The following is a 20,991-nucleotide window of genomic DNA, read 5'->3' as shown; positions in this document are numbered from 1 at the left end:
TTGCGACCCGTGAGCCCGATCACGCCGCCCGTGGCGCCCACCGAGCCGTTCGAGCACCGCGAGCACGGGGTGAGCCGACCGGACCCCTACGCGTGGATGAGCCGCACGTCGCCGGAGCTGCTGGCGCACCTTGCTGCCGAACGGACCTTCTACGACTCTGCGTGTGCGCATCTGCACTCCCTGGTCTCCACCCTGCGGGCCGAGATGGTGTCCCGAGTTCCTGACGCCGACGTCTCCCCGAGGTGGCGGCGTTCGAGGTTTTCCTACTACACCCGGCACGTCGCGGGAAGTGACTACAGTCAGTTGGTCAGGGAAATCCACGGTAATGAAACCGATTTGAAACAGATTTCGTCTCTCGTGGGCGCGTCTGGCTACGGATATCGCACATCTGCGGTAGGCACGGAGGTTGTGCTCGACGTCGAGTCGCTCGCCGAGGGCAGCGGCTACCTCGACCTCGGGGTGACTCTCGTCAGTCCCGACGAGGACCTCCTCGCCTACTCCGTCGACACCACCGGCGAGGAGGTGTTCGGACTGCGCTTCCGGGACCTGCGCACCGGCGAGGACCTGGCCGAGGTGGTCCCGCGCACCTACTACGGGGGCGCCTGGAGCGCCGACTCCACGTGGTTCTTCTACACCGTCCACGATCGGGCCTACCGGCCCCACCAGGTATGGCGGCACCGGATCGGGACGCCCGTCGCCGACGACGTGCTGGTCCTCTCCGAGCCCGACGAGCGGTTCGAGCTGACCCTGCGGGCCAGCCGCAGCGGCGAGGTGATCCTGGTGCTCGCCGAGAGCCGCGACACCGGGGAGACGTGGGCGATCGACGCGCGGGAGCCCGATTCCCCAGCCCGCTCCGTCGGCGGCCGGCGCGCGGGCGTCGTCTACCGCGCCGAGCACGTCGCCGCGACGGACCGGCTGCTGCTGGTGACCAACGACGACGCGGTCGAGTTCCGGCTGGTGGCCTGCCCGGTGCCGCGCGCGCAGGACCAGGACCACGACTCCTGGGAGGCGGTCCGGCCCGAGGACCCCGCCGAGCGCCTCGAGCGGGTGGACGCCTTCGACGGTCACCTGGTGATGAGCCACCGGGCCGGGTTCGAGCACCGGCTCCGCATCGTCCCGCTTCGGGACCCGGCCGGCCCGGGGACGGTGCTGCGCAGCCGCTTCGCCGGCGGTTCGCTGCGCCTGGCGCGCAACACGGCGTACGCCGTCTCGTCGGTCACGGTGGTCGACGAGGCGCACGTCGAGCCGCCGGTGTGGTCGACGGTCGACCTGGTCACCGGCGCCCAGCGCGACGTCCACCGGCAGGACGCACCGGGCCACGACCCGTCGGCCTACGTGACGGAGCGGCTGTGGTTCCCCGCGCCGGACGGCGTCTCGGTGCCCGCGACGGTGGTCCGCCGCCGGGACACCCCGCTCGACGGCACGGCACCCGCGCTGCTGTACGGCTACGGGGCCTACGAGTCCACCTTCGAGCCCGAGTGGGACCCGGCTCTCCCGAGCCTGCTGGACCGGGGCGTCGTCTACGCCCATGCCCACGTGCGGGGTGGTGGTGAGGGCGGTCGGCGCTGGTGGCTCGACGGGCGCCTCGAGCACAAGCAGAACACCTTCACCGACCACCTCGCCGTGGCGGACGGGCTGGCCGCCGGCATCGTCGACGGGACCCGCCTGGCGACCCGCGGCCTCAGCGCCGGCGGGCTGCTCCAGGGGGCCGTGCTGAGCCAGCGTCCCGGACGGTGGCGAGCCGTGGTGGCCGAGGTGCCCGCCGTCGACCTCCTCAGCTCCATGCTCGACGCCTCGATCCCGCTGACCGTCAACGAGTGGGACGAATGGGGCGACCCGCGCCGGCGCGCGGACTTCGACTGGATGCTCGCCTACTCGCCGTACGACAACATCCCCGCGGCGGGTGGACGGCCCGACCTGCTGGTCACCGGCGCCGTCCACGACCCCCGGGTGATGGTCCACGAGCCGGCCAAGTGGGTCGCCGCGCTCCGGGCCTCCGACCCCGACTGGTCGCCGCGCTGCGTGTTCCGCTGCGAGCTCGGCGCCGGGTCCCACGCCGGGCCGTCGGGGCGGTTCGGCCACCTGGCCTACGAGGCCGAGGTGCTGGCCTGGGTGCTCGACCGTCTGGGGGTGGCGTCGTGAACCCGCTGCACGAGGAGGTCGTCGAGGTCGCCCGACAGCTGATCAGGCTCGACACCAGCAACGCGCCGGAGGCCGCGCTCGGCCGCAAGCCGGGCAACGAGACCGCGGCCGCGGCGTACCTGCGCGACTACCTGGCGGGGGCCGGTGTGGACTGCGAGCTGGTCGCGCGCGAGCCCGACCGGGCCAACCTGGTCGCGCGGATCCCGGGCACCGGCGAGGCCCCGTCGCTGGCGTTCGTCGGCCACACCGACGTGGTGCCGGCCGACCCGCGCGACTGGACCCACCCGCCGTTCGCCGCCGTCGTCGACGAGGGCGGCTGGCTGTGGGGGCGCGGGGCGATCGACATGAAGAACGAGGTCGCGGCACGCGCGGTGGCGATGGCCGAGCTGGCGCGCTCGGGCTTCCGGCCGCGCGGCGACCTGTGGCTGCTGGCCGTGGCCGACGAGGAGGACGGCACCGCCGACGTCGGGATGCGGTGGCTGCTCGAGTCCCGCCCGGACATCCGTCCCGACCTCGCGATCAACGAGGGCGGCGGCGAGCGGCTCCCGCTGCCCGACCGGCGCACCGTGCAGACGATCGGCATCGGCGAGAAGGGCACCTACCCGGTGCGGGTCGTCGCGGTCGGCGAGGCCGGCCACGCGTCCACACCCGACGTCGGCGACAACGCCGTCCCCCTCCTCGGCGAGCTGCTGCGGCGGGTCGGCCGCGGCATGCCCGTGCGGGTTCGGTCGGACCTCGTCGAGCGCACGCTGGAGCAACTGCTCGGCGAGCCGGTCACCGACCTCGACGACGCGATCGCCCGGGCGGCCGCGCTGCACCCCGTGCTGGCGCACGCGCTGCCCGCACTGGCGGGCACCACCATGGCGCCCACGCTGCTGGTGGGGTCGAGCAAGCGCAACGTGATGCCGGCCCGGGCGGCGGTGGAGCTGGACTGCCGGATCCTGCCCGGCACCACCGAAGCGGACGTCGAGGCCGCCGTCCGCGCCCGGCTCGGGTCCGACCTGCGCTACGAGCTGGAGTGGCCCGAGGAGCTCATCGCCGGCAGCGCCTCTCCCCCGGACTCCGACCTGTGGGCGGCGATCGCCTCGGTGCTGGCCGCGAGCGGCGACGACGCCGAGCCGGTGCCGATGCTGAGCACCGGCTTCACCGACTCGGTCTACCTGCGCGCGGCCGGCACCACCACGGCGTACGGCTTCAGCCCGTTCCGTGCCACCTCGGCCGAGGTCCTGGCGGCCGGCTTCCACAATGCCGACGAGCGGGTGCACATCGACGACCTGCTGCTGGCGGTCGGCTTCCACGTGGACCTGGCGCGGCGGGTGCTGGGCTGAGCCCCGTCACACGGTCGACGCCATGTTCTGGCTGACCACCCCCATCGTGCGTGCGAGCTCGTCGGTGGGGCTGAACTCGACCACCTCGGTGCCCGCGAAGAGCACCGGGGTGTGTCCCGGGCCCACGTAGTAGGCGTCGCCGGCCTCGAACGACTCGTCACCTCGGCTGGTGTGGAACGTCAACCGTCCCGTGACGACGTAGCCCCAGTGCGCACACTGGCACCGGTCGTCCGGCAGTCCCTTGAAGAACGGCGACAGGTCGACGTCGGCGGTGTACTTCTCGAAGGCGACCGTGAAACCGTCGTCCATGTTCTGGAAGTGACCTTCGTAGCCCTCGACCTCGATGCTCTCGGCGGCCGTTGCCTTCGATGCCCTGGACATCGCTTTCTCCATCTCTCCCCCGCGTGCTGTCGGGTCCCGAGAGGCGGACTACCCGTCAGCGTGCGCCCGCGCCCGGTGGCCGACAAGGGTCACCCGGCCCTGCCTGGTCGCACGGCGTCCGCCGGTCAGTCGTCGGAGAGGTTGATCTCCACCATGAGCTCGTCGGCGAGGCTTTCGAGCATCGAGCGCAGCACATCCGTGCTGGCCGTCGACGGCGCCGCGAGGACGGCGGTGGCCTCGAACAGCCTGCCCCCGGCCATCGGCGCGTCACGTACGTCGGTGCTGAGCTCTTCGATGCTGACGTGCTGGGCGGCCAGCGAGGCCGAGATCTCCGCGACGATGCCGGGACGGTCGGCCCCGAGCAGCTCGAGCTGCAGCCGCACCGAGTCCCGCTCGAGCGGCTCGTCGGTGCGCCGAACGGTGACCTGCAGGCCCTGCTCCCCGAGGGCCGTGAGGTCGGCGACCAGGTCCTCGCCGCGCTCGTCGGCGACCGACACCACCACGATGCCCGCGAACTTGCCCGCCAGGCGCGCCATCTCGCTGCGCTCCCAGCTGCCGCCGTGCGCGCTGATCGGCGCCGAGAGCTCCGACACGAGACCCGGGCGGTCATCGCCGATGACCGTGAGGATGAAGGTGGCCATTCCCGCAGGCTAGGGGAGGCTGGGCTGCGGCGTCTCGTGCCTGTGGGGTGGTTTCGGCTTCGGTTCTCGGCCGGCGGTCGGCTTCGACCCGGGACGATTGACGGCTGGCGTCGGGTTCGGGCTCCGGCTCGCTCCCGGCTCTCCGGCTGCTTCCGGTTGCGGTGATGGCTGGCTACGGGCGGCGTCCGCTGGGGTCGGCGCCGGCTCCCGGCTTTCGGTTGCGGTTTGGTCCCCAACCGCATCACTTTCGGCGATTTCGATGCGGTCTCTGACCAATCGACGCCAACTCGCGCAGACCCCGCCGCCGACCGCCGTCGGAGCCATCGAGAGTCTCGAAATTTTCTTCGAAAATCATCTCGCCAGACGAGATATCCACAGCTCAGGAGCCCGGGACTGTCGGTGCCCTCTGGTTGGGTCGGGACATGGAGCAGCAGCCCACCGACCCCACGACCACCCCCGCCGGGGTGGCCGTCGCCGCGGGTGCGCTGCTGGCCCGGCTGGGCGAGGTGCTCTGGGCGGCCAAGACCAGCGACGAACTGGTCGACGTGGTCGTCGCGCTGGAGCAGGTCCGCTGCCAGGTCGCCGCCCTCCAGGCGCCCGCGCTGGCCGAGATCGACGCCCGCGGGGCCGCCAGGACCGAGCTGGCGTGGGGCTCGACCGCGGAGTGGTTCACCCACCTCGCCGGCCTGCACCGCGCCGAGGGGCACCGCACCGTCCGCCAGGCCGCCGCCCTGCTGACCGACTACGCGACCACCCACGCTGCCCTGTCGCGTGGCGCGATCTCGCCGGAGCAGGCGGCGGTGATCGTGACCGCCGTCGACAGGCTGCCGCTCGACCCGGCGGTCCGCGCGGAGGGCGAGGCCGCCCTGCTGACCGAGGCAGGCCGGCTGAACGCCACCGACCTCACCCGCGCCGGACAGCACCTCGCCGCCGTGGTCGACCCCGAACGGGCCGAACGCAAGCTCGAGCAGGCCCTCGACCGGGAGGACCGCGCCGCGCACCACCACCGCTACCTCGCGATCACCGAGGACGGCGCCGGCGGCATCCGGCTCCGCGGCCGGGGCACCGTCGAGGACGCCGCCGTCATCAAGGCCGCCCTCCTCCCCCTCACCAAACCCGAGCCCGCACGCGCCGCCCTTGGTGCCGACGGGGATGAGGACTCGGGCTGTTTGGAGGCCAAGGACCCCAGGGATCACGGCGCCCGGCTGTGGGACGCGCTGGTCGACACCTGCCGGCACGCCCTGACCACCGACCTGCCACCCGACTGCCACGGCGCCACCCCCCAGATCACGGTCACGGTCAGCCTCGACACCCTCCGGGGTCAGATCGACTGGGCCACCCTCGGCGCCGATGGATCACACCCGGGATCGACGACCGTCGGCGGGGTGACCGACGAGGGACTTCAGCTCACCCCCGCCGTGGTCCGACGCCTGGCCTGCGACGCCGACCTCATCCCCATCGCCCTCGGCACCAAGGGCGAGGTCCTCGACGTCGGCAGAGCGCACCGCCTCGTCACCCCCGCCCTCTGGCGGGCCCTGGTCTGCCGAGACCGGCACTGCGCCTTTCCCGGCTGCACCCGACCCCCGGTCATGGGCCACGCCCACCACATCACCCCCTGGGCCGACGGCGGCCACACCAGCCTGACCAACCTGGTCCTGCTGTGCGGCCACCACCACCGCGTCCTCCACCACACCCCCTGGCAGGTCCGGATCCGCAGGAGCGACGGCCGACCCGAGTTCCTGCCACCGCCCAGACCGGACCACCCGCCCGATCAGTGGATCCGAAGCAGGCCCAGACGCGAGTGAGGGAGACGCCTCGAGAGCCGGGCACGGCCAGGAATCGACAACACCCATCAGCAGAGCAGGGCGAAGGACGAGGAAGGCGGGCCGAGCGGGCCCGCAGCGGCGGGCCGCGCGCGAGGAGCGTAAAGGCGAGCGAAGGCGCCGCCAGCGGACCCCGAACCGAAGCAGGGGCGTGCGGCGCCGTAGCGAAGCAAGCGACGGCGCACGGTCCGCGGCGGAGGGCACGCACCAGCCAGCACCGAGCCACAGCCGGATGAGAAGCCCGGCCACCGCCGGAAGGGCCACCGCCGGCGCGAGGCAACAGCCGAGAAACCGACCAGTCACCCGAGAAGTGCTTCGACCTCACCCAGCTCCGGATCCCGAAGCCCCACGCAGTCGTACGCCCAGAACGGCTCGCAGTACACGAGCGGCCCCGTCATCCACGGCTCGTGCAGGGGCAGCACCACGACCTGGAACGCCGGATCCGGAATGCGCGGCGACGGGCGGGTGAAGCCGTGCGCGCTGCCTCGCACGAAGCCGCGAGCGCCGTAGTAGGAGGGCGAGCCCTCCAGGAACAGCGCCGGGCAACCGAGGTCCTCAGCAGCCGAGACCGCCGCCTCGACGAGGACGGTGCCGATTCCGTTGCGCTGGTGCGCCGGGTCGACCGAGAGTGGGCTCAGCACCAGCACGTCGACCAGAGCCTCGCGCGCGTCCACCCAGGAGTGGTTGAGCTGGACGTGCCCCACCACCTGCCCGTCGAGCTCTGCGACGAGGCCAGCGCGCACCTTGCCGGAGTCCTCCAGCGCGGACACCAGCCGGGCGACGCGCGGGCCCTCGTCGGTGCCGAACGCCGAGGCGACGAGGGACAGGACGGCATCCCGGTCGCCCGGGCGGGCGGCACGGACGGACACTGCGTCGGGGCGGGACTGGTTCACGTCGGGGCGCACACCTTCGGTCGGAAGCGGAGTCGGGCTAGCCGGCGAGGAAGCTGAGCCGCACCTCGCGCTCGGTGTTGTCGACGTTGAGGTCGACCAGGCAGACGCTCTGCCAGGTGCCGAGGGCCAGACGCCCGCCCAGCACCGGGATGGTGGCGTACGGCGGCACGAGCGCCGGCATCACGTGCGAGCGACCGTGGCCGGGGCTGCCGTGCCGGTGGCGCCAGCGGTCGTCGGCGGGGAGCAGGTCGTCGAGCGCGGAGAGCAGGTCGTCGTCGCTGCCCGCGCCGGTCTCGATGATCGCGATCCCGGCGGTGGCGTGCGGCACGAACACGTGCAGCAGCCCGTCGCCGCGACCGTCGGCGAAGCCGGCGCAGTCGGCGGTGATGTCGAGCACCGTCTCCCGGCCGCCCGTGCGATAGCTGCGAGTCTCGGAGTCCACGGGCCGATCGTGCCACGCCCGACACGCTCAGCCCGCTGCGACCACCACGCAGCAGCGGTCCTCACCCGGGTCCAGCCGGGCCTCGACCTCCCGGCAGCCGAGGCCCTCGACGACCCCGCCGACGAAGCCGAGGTTGACCCCGCACACCAGCTCGGTGTGTGCGCGGGCCAGGGCGTCGAAGGGGCAGTTGCGCAGGCACAGCTCGACGCCGCACACCGACGGCTCGAACCCTTCTACTGCCAGGGCGTCCGCCGTGCGGTCGAGCTCGTCGGCCTCGGCGCCGTCGTACGCCGCACCGACCGCGTGCCCGTGGGACCGCGCCTCGTGCTCCAGTGCCTCGGCCATCGGCTCTCCCCCGAGGCTGCGCTCCGCGGCGGCGGCCAGGATCGAGCCGACCAGGTCGTAGTTGCGGCGCGGCAGGGAGACCGCGACCTCACGCGCGGCTCGCCGGTAGAGCTTGGCGGGGCGCCCCGCGCCGGGGCCGCTGCGCCCGGTGAGCCGGCGGTACTCGACGTCCAGCAGCCCCTCCGCGACGAGCCGGTCGAGGTGGAATCGCGCCGAGTGGCTCGCGACGCCCGCGCCCGCGGCGGCGTCCTCGCGGCTCACCCCGCCGCGCCGCTCCACCACCAGGTCGTAGAGCCGTCGCCGCACCGGGTCCGCCAGGGCCGCGATCGCCTCGATCTCGTCGCTCATGCCGCCTCCGGGTCTTGACGCTGCCTGCACCGCTCTCTAACGTGCAGTTTATTCGCTTTTAGAAGGCAGGGGCAACCGGCATGACCCACATGGCACCGTCCGCGGCCCGCACCGCCGACACCGTCGACCGTTCCCGATGGCGCCAACGGGTGGCTCAGGTGGCGCCGAAGGTGGACCTCGAGGCAGCCGAGGCGGCTGCCACCGCGATGCTCACCGCGCTCGGCCTGCCGGTCGGGAGCGCTGACATGGTGGAGACGCCGCGACGGCTGGTCACGGCGTACGCCGAGATGCTCACCGTGCCCGAGTTCGACCTGACCACCTTCGAGAACAGCGCCGGCTACGACGAGCTGGTGCTCGTCCAGGACATCCCGGTCCGCTCCCTGTGCGAGCACCACCTGCTCCCGTTCGTCGGCGTCGCGCACGTCGGCTACCTGCCCGACGACCGGATCCTCGGGCTGTCGAAGCTCGCGCGCCTCGTGGAGTTCTTCGCCCGCAGGGCCCAGACGCAGGAGCGGCTGACCACCCAGGTCGCCGACCACCTGCTCGAGCGACTCTCCCCTGTCGGCGTGGGCGTGGTGATCGAGGCCGAGCACTCGTGCATGTCGCTGCGGGGTGCGCGTGCCCAGGGCGCGCGTACGGTGACCTCGACGCTGCGAGGCGCCCTGCGCGACGACCCGTCCAGCCGCGCCGAGTTCCTGGCACTGACCCGAGGAGGCACCCGATGACGGACCGGATCGTGGTCGTGGGCGGCGGGCTGGCCGCCGGCACCGCCGTGACCGAGCTGCGTGAGCGTGGCTTCGACGGCGAGATCACCCTCGTCGCCGACGAGGCACATCCGCCCTACGAGCGCCCGCCGCTGTCGAAGTCGGTGCTGCTCGGGGAGAAGGAGGCCGACTCGGCCGTCCTCCACGCCGAGTCCTGGTACGCCGACCACGCAGTGGACCTGCGCACCGCCACCCACGTCGAGAGCCTCGACCTCGACGGACACCGCGTGCGCGCCGCGGGTGAGTCGATCCCCTACGACCGGCTGCTCCTCGCGACCGGCGCGCGTCCCCGGCGGCTGGCACCCGCCGACCAGAGCGGCGGCTCGGTGGGCTACCTGCGCACCATGGAGGACGCGACGACGCTGCGCGCCCGGTTCGGCGACGGGTTCCGACTGGGCGTGGTCGGGGGCGGCTGGATCGGCCTGGAGGCCGCGGCCGCGGCGCGCACCTCGGGAGCCGAGGTCACGGTGCTGGAGTCGCTCGAGCTGCCCCTGCTGCGGGTGCTGGGCCCCGAGGTGGCCGGTGTGATGGCCGAGCTGCACCGCGAGCACGGCGTCGACCTGCGCACCGGCGCGCAGATCGAGGAGATCAAGGGCAACGGTGCCGAGGTGCAGGTGCGGCTCGCGGACGGCAGCACGGCCACCTTCGACCACCTGCTCGTCGGGGTGGGCGTCCAGCCGAACACCGAGCTCGCCGAGAGCGCCGGCCTGGTCGTGGAGAACGGCATCCGCACCGACCGGCACCTGCGCACCTCCCACGCCGACGTCTTCGCGGCCGGCGACGTGGCCAACGCCGACCACCCGGTGCTCGGCCGCTCGCTGCGCGTGGAGCACTGGGACACCGCGATCCAGCACGGCAAGGTCGCGGCCGCCAACCTGATGGGCGGGTCGGCCGACGCCGATGCGATGCCGTACTTCTTCACCGACCAGTACGACTTCGGGATGGAGTACGTCGGGCACGCGACCCCAGAGGCCTACGACCGGGTGGTGCTGCGTGGCGACGTCGAGGGTCGCGTGTTCACGGCCTGGTGGCTCTCGGGCAGCACGGTCCTGGCGGGCATGCAGGCCAACGACTGGGACGCCATCGACGACGTACGCCGCCTGGTCGGCAGCCAGGTCGACCCGGACCGGCTCGCCGACGGGGGCACAAGGCTGTCCGACCTCTGACGCAAAGTCGTCCGACCGGCCCCGTGCGGGCCGGTCGGCGTGTAGAACGTGCGCATGGACGTGCGCTCCCTCGGATTCCGGACCGACCTCGCGCTGCTGCAGCTCGGCGGCAGCGGCGTCGAGGACCGCGGCACCCACCTGGTCGTGCGGACCCCCGACAACCCGTCCTTCTACTGGGGCAACTTCGTGCTGCTGGCGTCGCCGCCCGAGCCGGGCTCCGCCGGGCACTGGCTCGACGTGTTCGAGCGCGAGCTCCCCGAGGCCCGGCACCGCAGCTTCGGGGTGGACGGCACCACGGGCACCACCGATGACCTCGCCGCGTTCGCCGACCTCGGCTTCTCGACCGAGGCCGCGAGCGTGATGACCGCCCACGACGTCCTCCAACCGCCGCACCGCCACCCGACAGCCACCATCCGCCCGCTGGAGGGTGACGCTGACTGGACCCAGCAGGTCTCGCTGACGATGGCCGGCGAGGACGAGCACATGACGGAGCAGTTCGCGACCCGGCGGGCAGCCGCGCAGCGCCGCAACACCGAGGCCGGTCACGGCGTGTGGTTCGGCGCGTTCCTCGACGGCTGGCTGGCCTCGTCGATGGGCGTGTTCACCGCTGCGGACGGACTGGCGCGCTACCAGGAGGTCAAGACCCACCACCGCGCCCGCGGCCAGGGGCTGTGCGGCACGCTCGTCCACGCGACCGGCCGGCACGCCCTCGACCGGATGGGGGCCCACACCCTGGTGATGGTCGCCGACCCCGACTACCTCGCCATCCGGGTCTACCGCGCCCTTGGCTTCGACGACACCGAGACCCAGCTGCAGGCGATGCGCACGCCGGACCCCTGAGCTCCGCCGCCTGACCGGACGGGTGCCCGCGCCCTAGCATGAGCAGGTGACCGACGCCGGAGGCCCGGAGGACAGGTCTTCCGAGATCGCCCTGAACAGGGCGCTGTGGGCGGTCGTGAACCAGCGCTTCACCGACGCCGCGGCGGCGGAGATGTGGGACCGGCGCGAGGTGGTGTGGGGGCTCTTCGCGGTGCCGGAGACGAGCCTCGACGTCCTCGGCGACGTGCGCGGTCTCGACGTGGTGGAGCTCGCCTGCGGGACCGCCTACTTCTCCGCCTGGCTCGCCCGGGCCGGCGCCACCACGGTGGCGGTGGACCTCTCCGGCGAGCAGCTGGCGACCGCGCGCGGGCAGCAGCGCCGCGTCGGGCTGACGTTCCCCTTGCTGCAGGCGGACGCCGAGCGGGTCCCGCTGGCGGGCGCCCGTTTCGACCTCGTGGTCAGCGAGCACGGCGCCGCGGCCTGGTGCGACCCCGAGCGCTGGCTGCCGGAGGCGGCCCGACTGCTGCGACCGGGCGGGCGTCTGGCGTTCCTGACCAACAGCCACCTGTCGGCCCTGTGCGTCCCCGCGGAGGAGGGGGTCGCGGAGGAGCGGTTGCTGCGCGGCCAGCGCGAGGCCTACCGCATCCACTGGCCCGGAGGCGGCGTCGAGTTCCATCCCTCCCACGGGGACTGGGTGCGGTTGCTGCGCGCGGCGGGGCTCGAGGTCGAGGCGATGCACGAGATCTTCGCGCCGCCCGACAGCGGCGACCACCGCTTCTACGAGATCGTGTCGGCCGCGTGGGCGAGCAGGTGGCCGGCCGAGGAGCTCTGGGTGGCCCGGAAGCCGTGACGGGGGGCCAGGAGCCGGGTCAGACCTTCGTGCCGCCCTCTCCCCCGTCGGGATCGCGGGTCCCACCGGCGCAGGACGCGAACGGCTCGGGTGCGGTGTGCCCGTCGCCGTACGCCTCGATGAACAGCGGCAGGCGCGGGTCGTCGGCCCCCGTCAGCCGCAGCTGCGCGCCCCACACGGTGACGACCACGGGCGCGGGCAGGTCGTCGTACGGCGTGAGGATGCCGTTGTCGGGCAACGCTGCGGCAAGCGTCTCGACCTCGTCACCGTCGAGCCCGGGCTCGTAGGTGATCCACACCGTGCCGTGCTCGAGGTCGTGCACGGCGTTCTCCTCGCGCACCGGCGAGTCGTAGGCGCCGCAGTCGAGCCACTCGGGGTCGTGCATCCCGCCCACGGGCGGCACCTGCTCGTAGTCGATGTCGTCGCGGGTGTGGTCGCGCCGCAGGTCGGCGTACTCCTGCACGGCGTCGAGGTTGGCCTCGACCTCCGGCTCGTCACGGCCGCGGAGCTGTTGCACCGCCACCGGGACGGCCACCGCGAGCGTCAGCACGGCGAAGGCCGCGACCAGGGCGACCACGACGGGAACCTTGCTCCGCGTCGGCGGAGCGGGTGGGCCGGACGGGGGCGGGCCCGGCGGGCAGGGCGGAGGCGGGGGCGCGCCCGGCGGTGGGCCGTACGGCGGCGGCGCGGGCTGCGCCATCAGTCCTCCAGGAGCCGCTCGACCCGCTCGACCTTCGCGGTGAGCTGCCCCTCGAAGCCCGGCCGGATGTCGGCCTTGAGCACCAGTCCGACGCGGGGCGAGACCGCGGCGACGACGTCGACGGCGCGCTTCACCACCGCCATCACCTCGTCCCACTCACCCTCGATGTTGGTGAACATGGCGTTCGTCTCGTGCGGCAGCCCGGACTCGCGGACGACTCGGACGGCGGCTGCGACCGCCTCGGAGACGCCGCCGGTCTCGTCGCCGGTGGTCGGGGAGATGCTGAAGGCCACGATCATGGGCCCAACCGTAGTCAGCGACCCCGCACGGCTCCCAACGGGTGAGCAGCCCACGGCCTGCCACCGGAGACAGCCGCCCCGAGGAGCGGTCATCTCGCTGCCCGCCGGGCGAGCAGGTTCCCGAGCCCGAGCAGCTCCAGGAACGCAGCCGCCGGCGGAGTGGGGTCGAGGCGGGAGAAGACCACGTGCTCCGCGCGGGCCGGCGCGTCGCTCACCACGACCGTGTCGACGCCGCTCAGCCTGGGTGCGAACGCTGCGGGAAGCAGACCGACGCCGAGGCCCTCGCGGATCAGTGCCGCCATCAGGTGCACGTCGGTCACCTCGAACGCCACCTCGCGCACCAGGCCCTGGCTCGCGAAGGCGCGGTCGGTCTGTTCTCGTGCGGACGTCCCGGCCGGGAAGTCGACGAAGACCTCTCCCGCCAGCTGCGGAAGCGTCAGGCGCCCCTCGGCGGCCAGGCGGTGACCAGGCGCCAGGACGGCGACGTGGTGGTCGGTGGCGAGCACGTGGCTGCGCACCCCGTCGACGACCGCGTCCGCGGGCAGCCCGAGGAACGCGACGTCGAGACGACCGTCGGCGACCCGGCGGACCAGGGCGTCGCTGGCCCCCGTGGTCAGGCCGACCCGCACGCCGGGATACCGGGTGTGGAAGGACCGGAGAGAGGACGGGACGTCCACGGCGGCGACCGTCGGGATCACTCCGACCGCCAGCCTCCCCCGCACCTCACCGGTCGCCGCGGCCACCTCGGCCCGCGCCCGGTCAGCGGCCAACAGGCACTGACGCGCCGAGGGGAGGAATGCCTCACCTGCCGGGGTGAGCCGCACCATGCGGCTGGTCCGGTGGAAGAGCCGCGCACCCAGCTCCTGCTCGAGCTTGGCCACTTGATGGCTGAGTGCGGACTGCACCACGAAGCAGCGCTCGGCCGCCCGTGTGAAGTTGCCGAGCTCGGCCACGGCCACGACGTAGCGCAGCTGCTGCAGGTCCATCGATCCATCGTGTACTGCGATCGATGACGTGACAAGCATGCGTTGGACAGATTCTTCTACTGCGCTGACGCTGGATCCATGAGCTCGCACCCCGGCAGCCACCCCGCTCAGTCAGGCGCCCGAGCCACAGCCGTCTCCACCACACATCGCCGCGAGGCACTCACGAAGGGAGTCATGTCATGAAGGTCCTGGTCATCGGAGGCACCGGCTACATCGGTGCCGGGGTGGTGCGACGTCTGCGCACCGCCGGCCACAGCCCAGTGGCGCTGGTCCGCACCGCCCCCGCGGGACCGCGGTCAGTCGAGACCAGGGTCGGCGACCTGAGCGCGCCCGACACCCTGCGGGCCGCGGTCACCCCCGACATCGACGCGGTGGTCCACGCGGCCACGCCGACGGGCGACTGGGCCGTCGACCGCGCCGCGATCGACGTACTGACGGAGTCGCTCGCCGGACGAACCCTCCTCTACCTCAGCGGTGTGTGGGTCCTCGGGGAGACGTCCGGCACCGCCACGGAGTCCACGCCGCCGCGGCCCGTCGAGCTGGTGGCCGGCCGTCCGGCCCTGGAGGAGCGCGTGCTCGGAGCAGCGGGTGTGCGCGGCATCGTCGTCCGACCGGGGATCGTGCACGGCCACGGGGGTGGCCTGCTGGCGATGATGGTGGGCTGGGCACAGGACGCCGGCACCGGCCGCTTCGTCGGGGACCCGACGGTCCGCTGGCCCATGGTGCACGTCGACGACCTCGCCGAGCTCGTCGTGATCGCCCTCGACCGGGCGGAGCCGGGAGCCGTCCTGCACGGGGTCACCGAGCCTGCGGTCCCGGTCAAGGAGCTCGCCGCCGCCGCGGACGTCGCTGCCGGCTGCAGCGGCGGTGCCGAGGCGTGGCCGGAGACCGACGCCGCTCGAGAGCTGGGCGCCGCGTTCGCAGCGGCGCTCGCACTCGACCAGGAGGTCGTCTCCCCGGCGGCCCGGCGACTGGGGTGGACACCGACCGGGCGTCCCGCCGTCGCGGATCTCCTCGAAGGCTCCTACCTCGTCGACCCGGTGTCCGCCGTCTGACGGGTGAGGCGCGTTCGGTCAGGCGTCGTCTGGTCCTTCGTCCGGGAGGACCAGGCGGGCCACCACCAGCAGCCAGACGCTCGCGTAGACCACGCTGGTCAGCACGTCGGTGAGGTGGTGGGCGCCCTGGTACATCCGCGCCAGCAGCACGAACAGCGGTAGCAGCAGGACGACGGCCACCACCTTGCGCGCGGCGCGGGCGTAGACCGCGGTGAGGACGAAGATGCCGCCGTACGCCACCACCGCCGTCGCGACGTGCCCGGACGGGAAGCTGTGGTCGGGCACCAGGCCCGGGTCGAGGATCTTGACCGGCGGCCGCTGCCGGGTGTCGACGTGCGTCGCGACGAAGTAGAAGCCGCCGATGCCCGCCTCGGCCAGTGCGAAGAAGAGCGCCGGTCGCCAGGACCGCTGCCACAGCGAGAAGCCGATCGCAGCGAGGATCGCCACGCCCACTCCGGTGATCGTCTCGCCGAACAGCGTGCCGATGTCACCGAAAGGATCGAGCGCCCCGGTCCGCTGGTCGGCGAACCACCGGGACACGTCGTTGTCCCACGGATTGACGGCGCCCTTCAACGGATTCGTGATGAGCCAGCCGAAGCCGACCACGACACCGAGGACGACGGCCCAGGAGGCCACCAGGACACCCGCGGTGGCGGGCAGGTTCCGGGAGGTACGACGGGAGTCCTGCCCGACATGTTGCTTGAGGGTCGACATGCTCGGGAGTGTGCCCATCCTGCAGGCGCTCCATGCCTGCCCCGCCACGCGACGCGCAACACGGCCGGCGGTGAGCCAGCAACCGTTCCGCCCGCACGAACAGTGGCCAGCGCACCGCCCACCACAGGAGCCGGCTCAGACCAGCGCCTGCACCAGCAGCGCCACGGCCGAGGCGGAGCACACCACCAGCACCCCGGCCCGGAACCCGTCTCGCGGCAGCCGGTCCCGCACTCCGGCGCCGACCAGGGCACCCACCACGACCAGTGGCGCGAGCAGCAGGCCGAGGTGCCACGAGGCGGTCGTGAGGGCCCCGGACCAGGCCAGCCCGACCAGGCTGACGACGACGCCGAGGAAGAAGAACACCGAGAGCGTCGACCGCACGACCTCCGGCTCCCGGCGCTGGAAGAGCAGCGCGATCGGCGGGCCACCGATCGAGGTGGCGGTGCCGGAGACACCCGCGACCACGCCGGCCACGGACAGCGACGCCGGGTTCACGGGCACGTGCACCGTCCGCAGCGTCACCACGACCGCGACCAGCACCATCACCCCGATGGCCACCGCGATCGCGCGGTCGCTGAACCTGATCACCAGCCAGGCACCGACCACCGTCCCCGGGACCCGCGCCGGGAGCGCCCACGCCAGGGCACCCCAGTCGACGTGCCGTCGCTCCCCCAGCAGCATCGACCCGGAGATCAGCAGCGCCAGCCAAAGGGGCAGGGCGGGCACCAGGCTCGGCTCGACCATGGCCACCACGGGCGCGACCAGGAGCCCCAGGCCCAACCCCACGACCGACTGGACGAAGGCTCCCACACAGGTCACGGCACCGATCAGCGCCACCACGTCCCACGAGACCCCGTCCACGAGGTCATGCCTAGCACGGGTGGTCGGTCCTGCCTGTCACCGGTCGAGCTCGATGTGCAGCATCGGCTGCACTCCCTCGTCCAGGGTGAGCGTGGCCAGCAGCCCTCCGCGCCGCATCACCGTCCGGTCGGAGCCCTTGCTCACGAGGTGCCATCCGGCCCCGAGCAGGGCGACGCGGAAGGCGTCGTACGACTCCCGACCACCGGCGATCCCGGCGGTGCAACCGGTGTGGCTCGCCTCGAGGGGCCCGTAGATGAGCGCAGGCCGCGGCAGCCGCGCGAACGCGCGGTCCACCCGGGGGTCGACGAACCCGTCGCAGGAGAAGGAGGCGCTCTCGTGCTCGAGACGATGCCGGTTCGCGCGTTCGCCCGCCCACGCGGCTCCGCCCATGACGCCCGCGGTGATGGCGAGGGCCACCCCCAGGACCGCGAGGCGCCGGCCCGCCGTGGTGCGCCAGAGGGCGACCGTGACGGCCACCGGGGTCAGGCACAGCAGCGTCGGGACGACCAGCGACCCGAACGCACCCGCGCCGTACTCCGCTGTCACCCCGTAGACCACGGCGGCCACGAGTGCGGTGAGCACGACGGCGAGGACCGAGCCGAGCACCAGACCGGCAGGACGGAGGACGGAGGCGTGGGGTTTGCTCATGCAGCCAACGATCCGCTCGGACGGCGCCCACCGCCCGAGCCCGCGTACTCAACCGGCATGACCCGTTCGGGGGACCTCGGCCATCAGGATGGGGACGTCCTCGAGTCCGGGGACGGTCTCGAGCGTCACGCGCACCGCTCCACGGCGTACCACCACCTGCCCGACGCGGTCGTCGACGACCCGCCACCCGGACCCGAGTAGAGCGCTCCGGAAGGAGCTGAAGGCCGCGCGACCGCCGTCGATCCCGGCCGTGCAGAACGTGGGACCACGTCCGATCGGCCCGTGGACCAGCGCCGGTCTCGGCAGGTCCGCGAGCGCTCGGTCGACCCTCGGGTCCACCCCGTCCCCGCACGTGAAGGAGGCACTCTGGGTCCTCAGCCGTTCCCCGTGGACCTGCACACCTGCCCAGGCAGCGCCGTACACAGCGACCGTCACCAGCGCGGCGAGCGCGGCCCCCAGCGCCAGTCGCGGCATTGCCTGCCCCCTGAGCAGCAGCGGCACGAGGGTCGCGGGGACCAGGCAGACGACGATCGGCCCCGCCGCCCACCAGAGGTCCTCGTCGCCGAGGTGGGTGGCCACGTCGTACTGGATCGACGCCATCAGGCCGGTGAGCCCCGCTGCCACCAGCACGGACACGACGAGGGCGGTGAGGCGGACGACCCGGACCGGCTCCATCCCGGCACGGTACGACCGCTTCGGGCGACCAGGTGGACGGGCGCGGGCACGATGCCCCGTCTGGGGTAGAGGCGACGGCCCGCCGCCCCCGGAGGGGCGACGGGCCGTCGGACCAGCGTGGAGCTCAGGCCTTGCGCAGGCTGCGCAGGACGTACTGCATGATGCCGCCGTTGCGGTAGTAGTTGGCCTCACCCGGGGTGTCGATGCGGACGACCGCGTCGAACTCCTTGTCGCCGGCCTTGACCTTGACGGTCTTGGGGGTGCGGCCCTCGTTGAGCTCGGTGACACCGGTGATGGAGAACTCCTCCTCACCGGTCAGGCCGAGCGACTCGGCGCTCTCGCCCTGGGGGAACTGCAGCGGCAGCACGCCCATGCCGATGAGGTTCGAGCGGTGGATCCGCTCGTAGGACTCGGCGATGACGGCCTTGACGCCGAGCAGCGCCGTACCCTTGGCGGCCCAGTCGCGCGACGAGCCGGAGCCGTACTCCTTGCCCGCGAGCACGACCAGCGGGGTGCCGGCCGCGATGTACTTCTCCGAGGCCTCGAACACCGTCGTGACGTCGCCGTCGCCGGTGAAGTCGCGGGTGAAGCCGCCTTCGGTGCCCGGCGCGAGCTGGTTGCGCAGGCGGATGTTCGCGAACGTGCCGCGGATCATCACCTCGTGGTTGCCGCGGCGCGAGCCGTAGGAGTTGAAGTCGCGCTGCTCCACGCCGTGCTCGGCGAGGTACTTGCCCGCGGGCGAGTCCTTCTTGATCGCACCGGCCGGGCTGATGTGGTCGGTGGTGACCGAGTCACCGAGCTTCAGCAGGACGCGAGCGCCCTCGATGTCGGTGACCGCCTCGGGCTCGTCGGGCATGCCGTCGAAGTACGGAGGCTTCCGGACGTAGGTGGAGTCCTCGTCCCACGCGAAGGTCTTGCCCTCGGGGGTGGGCAGCGACTGCCAGGCCTCGTCGCCCGCGAAGACGTCGGCGTAGTCGGTGGCGAACATGTCGGACGTGATCGCGCTGGCGATCACCTCCTCCACCTCCGACGGGGAGGGCCAGATGTCCTTCATGAAGACGTCGTTGCCGTCCTCGTCCTGGCCCAGCGGGTCGTTGAACAGGTCGACGTCCATGGAGCCGGCCAGCGCGTAGGCGACGACCAGCGGCGGGGACGCGAGGTAGTTCATCTTCACGTCCGGGTTGATCCGGCCCTCGAAGTTCCGGTTGCCGGACAGCACCGAGACGACCGCGAGGTCGTTGTCGTTGACGGCCTGGCTGACCTCGGGGATGAGCGGGCCGGAGTTGCCGATGCAGGTCGTGCAGCCGTAGCCGACGAGGTTGAAGCCGAGCTTGTCGAGGTACGGCGTCAGGCCGGCCTTCTCGTAGTAGTCGGAGACCACCTTGGAGCCGGGCGCCAGCGTCGTCTTGACCCACGGCTTGCGCTGCAGGCCCTTCTCGACGGCCTTCTTGGCCAGCAGGGCCGCGCCGATCATCACCGACGGGTTCGAGGTGTTGGTGCACGACGTGATCGCCGCGATCGCGACGGCGCCGTGGTCCAGCTCGAACTTCGTGCCGTCGGCGAGCTCGACCAGCGCCGGGTTGCTCGTGCGTCCACCGTCGCTGGGCGCCGAGGAGTGGTAGTCCTTCGGCGGGGCCGACCCGTTGCCCTCGTGGGACGGGGCGTCGGAGGCCGGGAAGGACTCGGCGACGCTCTCGTCGTACCCCTTCTCCTCGCCCGCCTCGTCGACGTAGTCGGCCAGGGCGGTGCGGAACGCCTCCTTGGCGTCGGACAGCGAGACGCGGTCCTGCGGACGCTTGGGGCCGGCCAGCGACGGTACGACGGTCGCGAGGTCGAGCTCGAGCTTCTCGGAGAAGCGCGGCTCGGCGTCGGGGTCGTGCCAGAGGCCCTGCTCCTTGGCGTAGGCCTCGACCAGTGCGAGCTGCTCGTCGCTGCGGCCGGTGAGCTTGAGGTACTTGACGGTCTCCTCGTCGATCGGGAAGACCGCGATCGTGGAGCCGAACTCCGGGCTCATGTTGCCGATGGTGGCGCGGTTGGCCAGCGGCAGCGCGGAGACGCCGGGACCGTAGAACTCGACGAACTTGCCGACGACGCCGTGCTTGCGCAGCATCTCGGTGATCGTGAGGACGAGGTCGGTGGCGGTGGCGCCCTCGGGCAGGTCGCCGTTCAGCTTGAAGCCGACCACGCGCGGGATCAGCATGGAGACCGGCTGGCCGAGCATGGCGGCCTCGGCCTCGATGCCGCCGACGCCCCAGCCGACCACGCCGATGCCGTTGACCATGGTGGTGTGGGAGTCGGTGCCGACGCAGGTGTCGGGGTACGCCTGCAGACTCTTCCCACCACCCGGGGCGTCCACCTCGCGGGTGAAGACGGTGCGGGCGAGGTGCTCGATGTTGACCTGGTGCACGATGCCGGTGCCGGGCGGGACGACCTTGAAGTCGTCGAAGGCGCCCTGGCCCCAGCGCAGGAACTGGTAGCGCTCGCGGTTGCGCTCGTACTCGATCTCGACGTTGCGCTCGAAGGCCTCGGGGGTGCCGAAGACGTCGGCGATGACGGAGTGGTCGATGACCATCTCGGCCGGCGCGAGCGGGTTGATCTTCGACGGGTCGCCGCCGAGGTCGGCCATCGCCTCACGCATGGTGGCGAGGTCGACGACGCAGGGGACGCCGGTGAAGTCCTGCATGATCACGCGCGCCGGCGTGAACTGGATCTCCTTGTCGGGCTCGGCGTCCGCGTCCCAGCCGGCCAGCGCCTTGATGTCGTCGGCGGTGATGTCGGCACCGTCCTCGGTGCGCAGCAGGTTCTCCAGCAGGACCTTGAGCGAGAACGGGAGCGACTCCACGTCCAGGCCCTCGCCGGTCACGGCGGCGAGCCGGAAGATCTCGTAGGACTTGCCGTCCACGTCCAGGGTGCTCTTGGCACCGAAGCTGTCCTGACTGGCCATCAGTCATCTCCTCGTTGAAGTGCTCGTCGTGGGTCCGGGCCCATCTTGCCGCCGCGTGTGTGAGCGGGGAAGGGAGCCCCCCTCCGCGCGGACACGTCGGCGATATGTCTTGATGTCAAGATACATGATGTCGAAGCACTACGGGAACCCGGTCCCTGGTCGAGTCG

At 72.5% G+C, this 20,991-nt stretch carries 21 protein-coding genes; 8 read left to right on the top strand and 13 right to left on the bottom strand.

Annotation, left to right across the window (positions count from 1 at the left end; genetic code table 11):
- Positions 1–9: 9 nt before the first annotated feature.
- Together ACFO9I_RS09920 and ACFO9I_RS09915 are read left to right on the top strand one after the other, a co-directional pair.
- Complete coding sequence (locus ACFO9I_RS09920; protein WP_379180303.1) at positions 10–2,142, top strand: prolyl oligopeptidase family serine peptidase; 2,133 nt, start codon at positions 10–12, stop codon at positions 2,140–2,142.
- Entirely contained in the window at positions 2,139–3,470 is a 1,332-nt protein-coding gene (locus tag ACFO9I_RS09915; protein ID WP_379180301.1) for a M20/M25/M40 family metallo-hydrolase, read from the top strand. Before ACFO9I_RS09920 ends, ACFO9I_RS09915 begins: the two co-directional genes overlap by 4 nt.
- Before the next feature lie 6 nt (positions 3,471–3,476).
- Here ACFO9I_RS09915 and ACFO9I_RS09910 read toward each other — a convergent pair whose 3' ends face one another.
- Entirely contained in the window at positions 3,477–3,851 is a 375-nt protein-coding gene (locus ACFO9I_RS09910) for a cupin domain-containing protein (RefSeq protein WP_379180300.1), read from the bottom strand.
- 125 nt (positions 3,852–3,976) lie between these two features.
- Positions 3,977–4,492, bottom strand: coding sequence for a glycine cleavage system protein R (locus tag ACFO9I_RS09905; RefSeq protein WP_379180298.1), 516 nt, complete (start codon positions 4,490–4,492; stop codon positions 3,977–3,979).
- Between the two features lie 422 nt (positions 4,493–4,914).
- Here ACFO9I_RS09905 and ACFO9I_RS09900 point away from each other — a divergent pair, with 422 nt between their 5' ends.
- Positions 4,915–6,297: an HNH endonuclease signature motif containing protein gene (locus ACFO9I_RS09900; protein WP_379180296.1), complete on the top strand. Its 1,383-nt coding sequence runs from the start codon at positions 4,915–4,917 to the stop codon at positions 6,295–6,297.
- Between the two features lie 317 nt (positions 6,298–6,614).
- Here the strand turns inward: ACFO9I_RS09900 and ACFO9I_RS09895 are convergent, their stop codons facing one another.
- From ACFO9I_RS09895 to ACFO9I_RS09885, 3 genes are read right to left on the bottom strand one after another with little or no spacing between them, the layout of a single operon-like run.
- Positions 6,615–7,208 (bottom strand): GNAT family N-acetyltransferase, encoded by a 594-nt coding sequence (locus ACFO9I_RS09895; protein WP_379180294.1) that lies wholly within the window; start codon positions 7,206–7,208, stop codon positions 6,615–6,617.
- Between the two features lie 37 nt (positions 7,209–7,245).
- The gene (locus ACFO9I_RS09890) at positions 7,246–7,650 is read right to left on the bottom strand and encodes a YjbQ family protein (RefSeq protein ID WP_379180292.1); all 405 of its coding nucleotides are present in this window, start codon (positions 7,648–7,650) and stop codon (positions 7,246–7,248) included.
- Positions 7,651–7,677: 27 nt separating this feature from the next.
- The gene (locus ACFO9I_RS09885; RefSeq protein WP_379180290.1) at positions 7,678–8,343 is read right to left on the bottom strand and encodes a helix-turn-helix transcriptional regulator; all 666 of its coding nucleotides are present in this window, start codon (positions 8,341–8,343) and stop codon (positions 7,678–7,680) included.
- An 80-nt stretch (positions 8,344–8,423) separates the two neighbouring features.
- On the opposite strand from ACFO9I_RS09885, the gene folE reads away from it, so the two are divergent.
- From folE to ACFO9I_RS09865, 4 genes are read left to right on the top strand one after another with little or no spacing between them, the layout of a single operon-like run.
- Positions 8,424–9,068: a GTP cyclohydrolase I gene (folE, locus tag ACFO9I_RS09880; protein WP_379180288.1), complete on the top strand. Its 645-nt coding sequence runs from the start codon at positions 8,424–8,426 to the stop codon at positions 9,066–9,068.
- Positions 9,065–10,273: an NAD(P)/FAD-dependent oxidoreductase gene (locus ACFO9I_RS09875; RefSeq protein ID WP_379180286.1), complete on the top strand. Its 1,209-nt coding sequence runs from the start codon at positions 9,065–9,067 to the stop codon at positions 10,271–10,273. Before folE ends, ACFO9I_RS09875 begins: the two co-directional genes overlap by 4 nt.
- Positions 10,274–10,327: 54 nt before the next feature.
- Entirely contained in the window at positions 10,328–11,113 is a 786-nt protein-coding gene (locus ACFO9I_RS09870; RefSeq protein ID WP_379180284.1) for a GNAT family N-acetyltransferase, read from the top strand.
- Between the two features lie 46 nt (positions 11,114–11,159).
- The gene (locus ACFO9I_RS09865) at positions 11,160–11,942 is read left to right on the top strand and encodes a class I SAM-dependent methyltransferase (RefSeq protein WP_379180282.1); all 783 of its coding nucleotides are present in this window, start codon (positions 11,160–11,162) and stop codon (positions 11,940–11,942) included.
- 19 nt (positions 11,943–11,961) lie between these two features.
- Here the strand turns inward: ACFO9I_RS09865 and ACFO9I_RS09860 are convergent, their stop codons facing one another.
- The 3 genes from ACFO9I_RS09860 to ACFO9I_RS09850 all read right to left on the bottom strand — a co-directional run bounded on the left by ACFO9I_RS09860 (position 11,962) and on the right by ACFO9I_RS09850 (position 13,927).
- Positions 11,962–12,519 (bottom strand): DUF3105 domain-containing protein, encoded by a 558-nt coding sequence (locus ACFO9I_RS09860; RefSeq protein WP_379180280.1) that lies wholly within the window; start codon positions 12,517–12,519, stop codon positions 11,962–11,964.
- A gap of 122 nt (positions 12,520–12,641) precedes the next feature.
- Positions 12,642–12,941 carry a thiamine-binding protein gene (locus ACFO9I_RS09855; RefSeq protein ID WP_379180278.1) on the bottom strand — a complete coding sequence of 100 codons (300 nt, stop codon included), beginning with the start codon at positions 12,939–12,941 and terminating at the stop codon, positions 12,642–12,644.
- Positions 12,942–13,030: 89 nt separating this feature from the next.
- Positions 13,031–13,927: a LysR family transcriptional regulator gene (locus tag ACFO9I_RS09850; protein ID WP_379180276.1), complete on the bottom strand. Its 897-nt coding sequence runs from the start codon at positions 13,925–13,927 to the stop codon at positions 13,031–13,033.
- Between the two features lie 179 nt (positions 13,928–14,106).
- On the opposite strand from ACFO9I_RS09850, the gene ACFO9I_RS09845 reads away from it, so the two are divergent.
- Positions 14,107–14,982 carry an NAD-dependent epimerase/dehydratase family protein gene (locus ACFO9I_RS09845; RefSeq protein ID WP_379180274.1) on the top strand — a complete coding sequence of 292 codons (876 nt, stop codon included), beginning with the start codon at positions 14,107–14,109 and terminating at the stop codon, positions 14,980–14,982.
- 18 nt (positions 14,983–15,000) lie between these two features.
- On the opposite strand, the gene ACFO9I_RS09840 is transcribed toward ACFO9I_RS09845, so the two are convergent.
- From ACFO9I_RS09840 to ACFO9I_RS09820, 5 genes are all read right to left on the bottom strand, one after another.
- A complete protein-coding gene (locus ACFO9I_RS09840; protein WP_379180272.1) occupies positions 15,001–15,696 on the bottom strand; it encodes a phosphatase PAP2 family protein in 696 nt (231 codons plus the stop codon).
- Between the two features lie 135 nt (positions 15,697–15,831).
- Positions 15,832–16,557 carry a sulfite exporter TauE/SafE family protein gene (locus ACFO9I_RS09835; protein WP_379180270.1) on the bottom strand — a complete coding sequence of 242 codons (726 nt, stop codon included), beginning with the start codon at positions 16,555–16,557 and terminating at the stop codon, positions 15,832–15,834.
- A gap of 36 nt (positions 16,558–16,593) precedes the next feature.
- Positions 16,594–17,205 carry a hypothetical protein gene (locus ACFO9I_RS09830; protein ID WP_379180268.1) on the bottom strand — a complete coding sequence of 204 codons (612 nt, stop codon included), beginning with the start codon at positions 17,203–17,205 and terminating at the stop codon, positions 16,594–16,596.
- Positions 17,206–17,253: 48 nt separating this feature from the next.
- Positions 17,254–17,880 carry a hypothetical protein gene (locus ACFO9I_RS09825; protein WP_379180266.1) on the bottom strand — a complete coding sequence of 209 codons (627 nt, stop codon included), beginning with the start codon at positions 17,878–17,880 and terminating at the stop codon, positions 17,254–17,256.
- Positions 17,881–18,004: 124 nt separating this feature from the next.
- Entirely contained in the window at positions 18,005–20,824 is a 2,820-nt protein-coding gene (locus ACFO9I_RS09820; RefSeq protein WP_379180264.1) for an aconitate hydratase, read from the bottom strand.
- Positions 20,825–20,991: the final 167 nt, after the last annotated feature.

This window comes from Nocardioides sp. GCM10023255, assembly GCF_042653125.1.
Classification (GTDB): domain Bacteria; phylum Actinomycetota; class Actinomycetes; order Propionibacteriales; family Nocardioidaceae; genus Nocardioides.
Note: the sequence above shows the minus strand (reverse complement) of the source record. Positions and strands in the feature narration are given on the sequence as shown.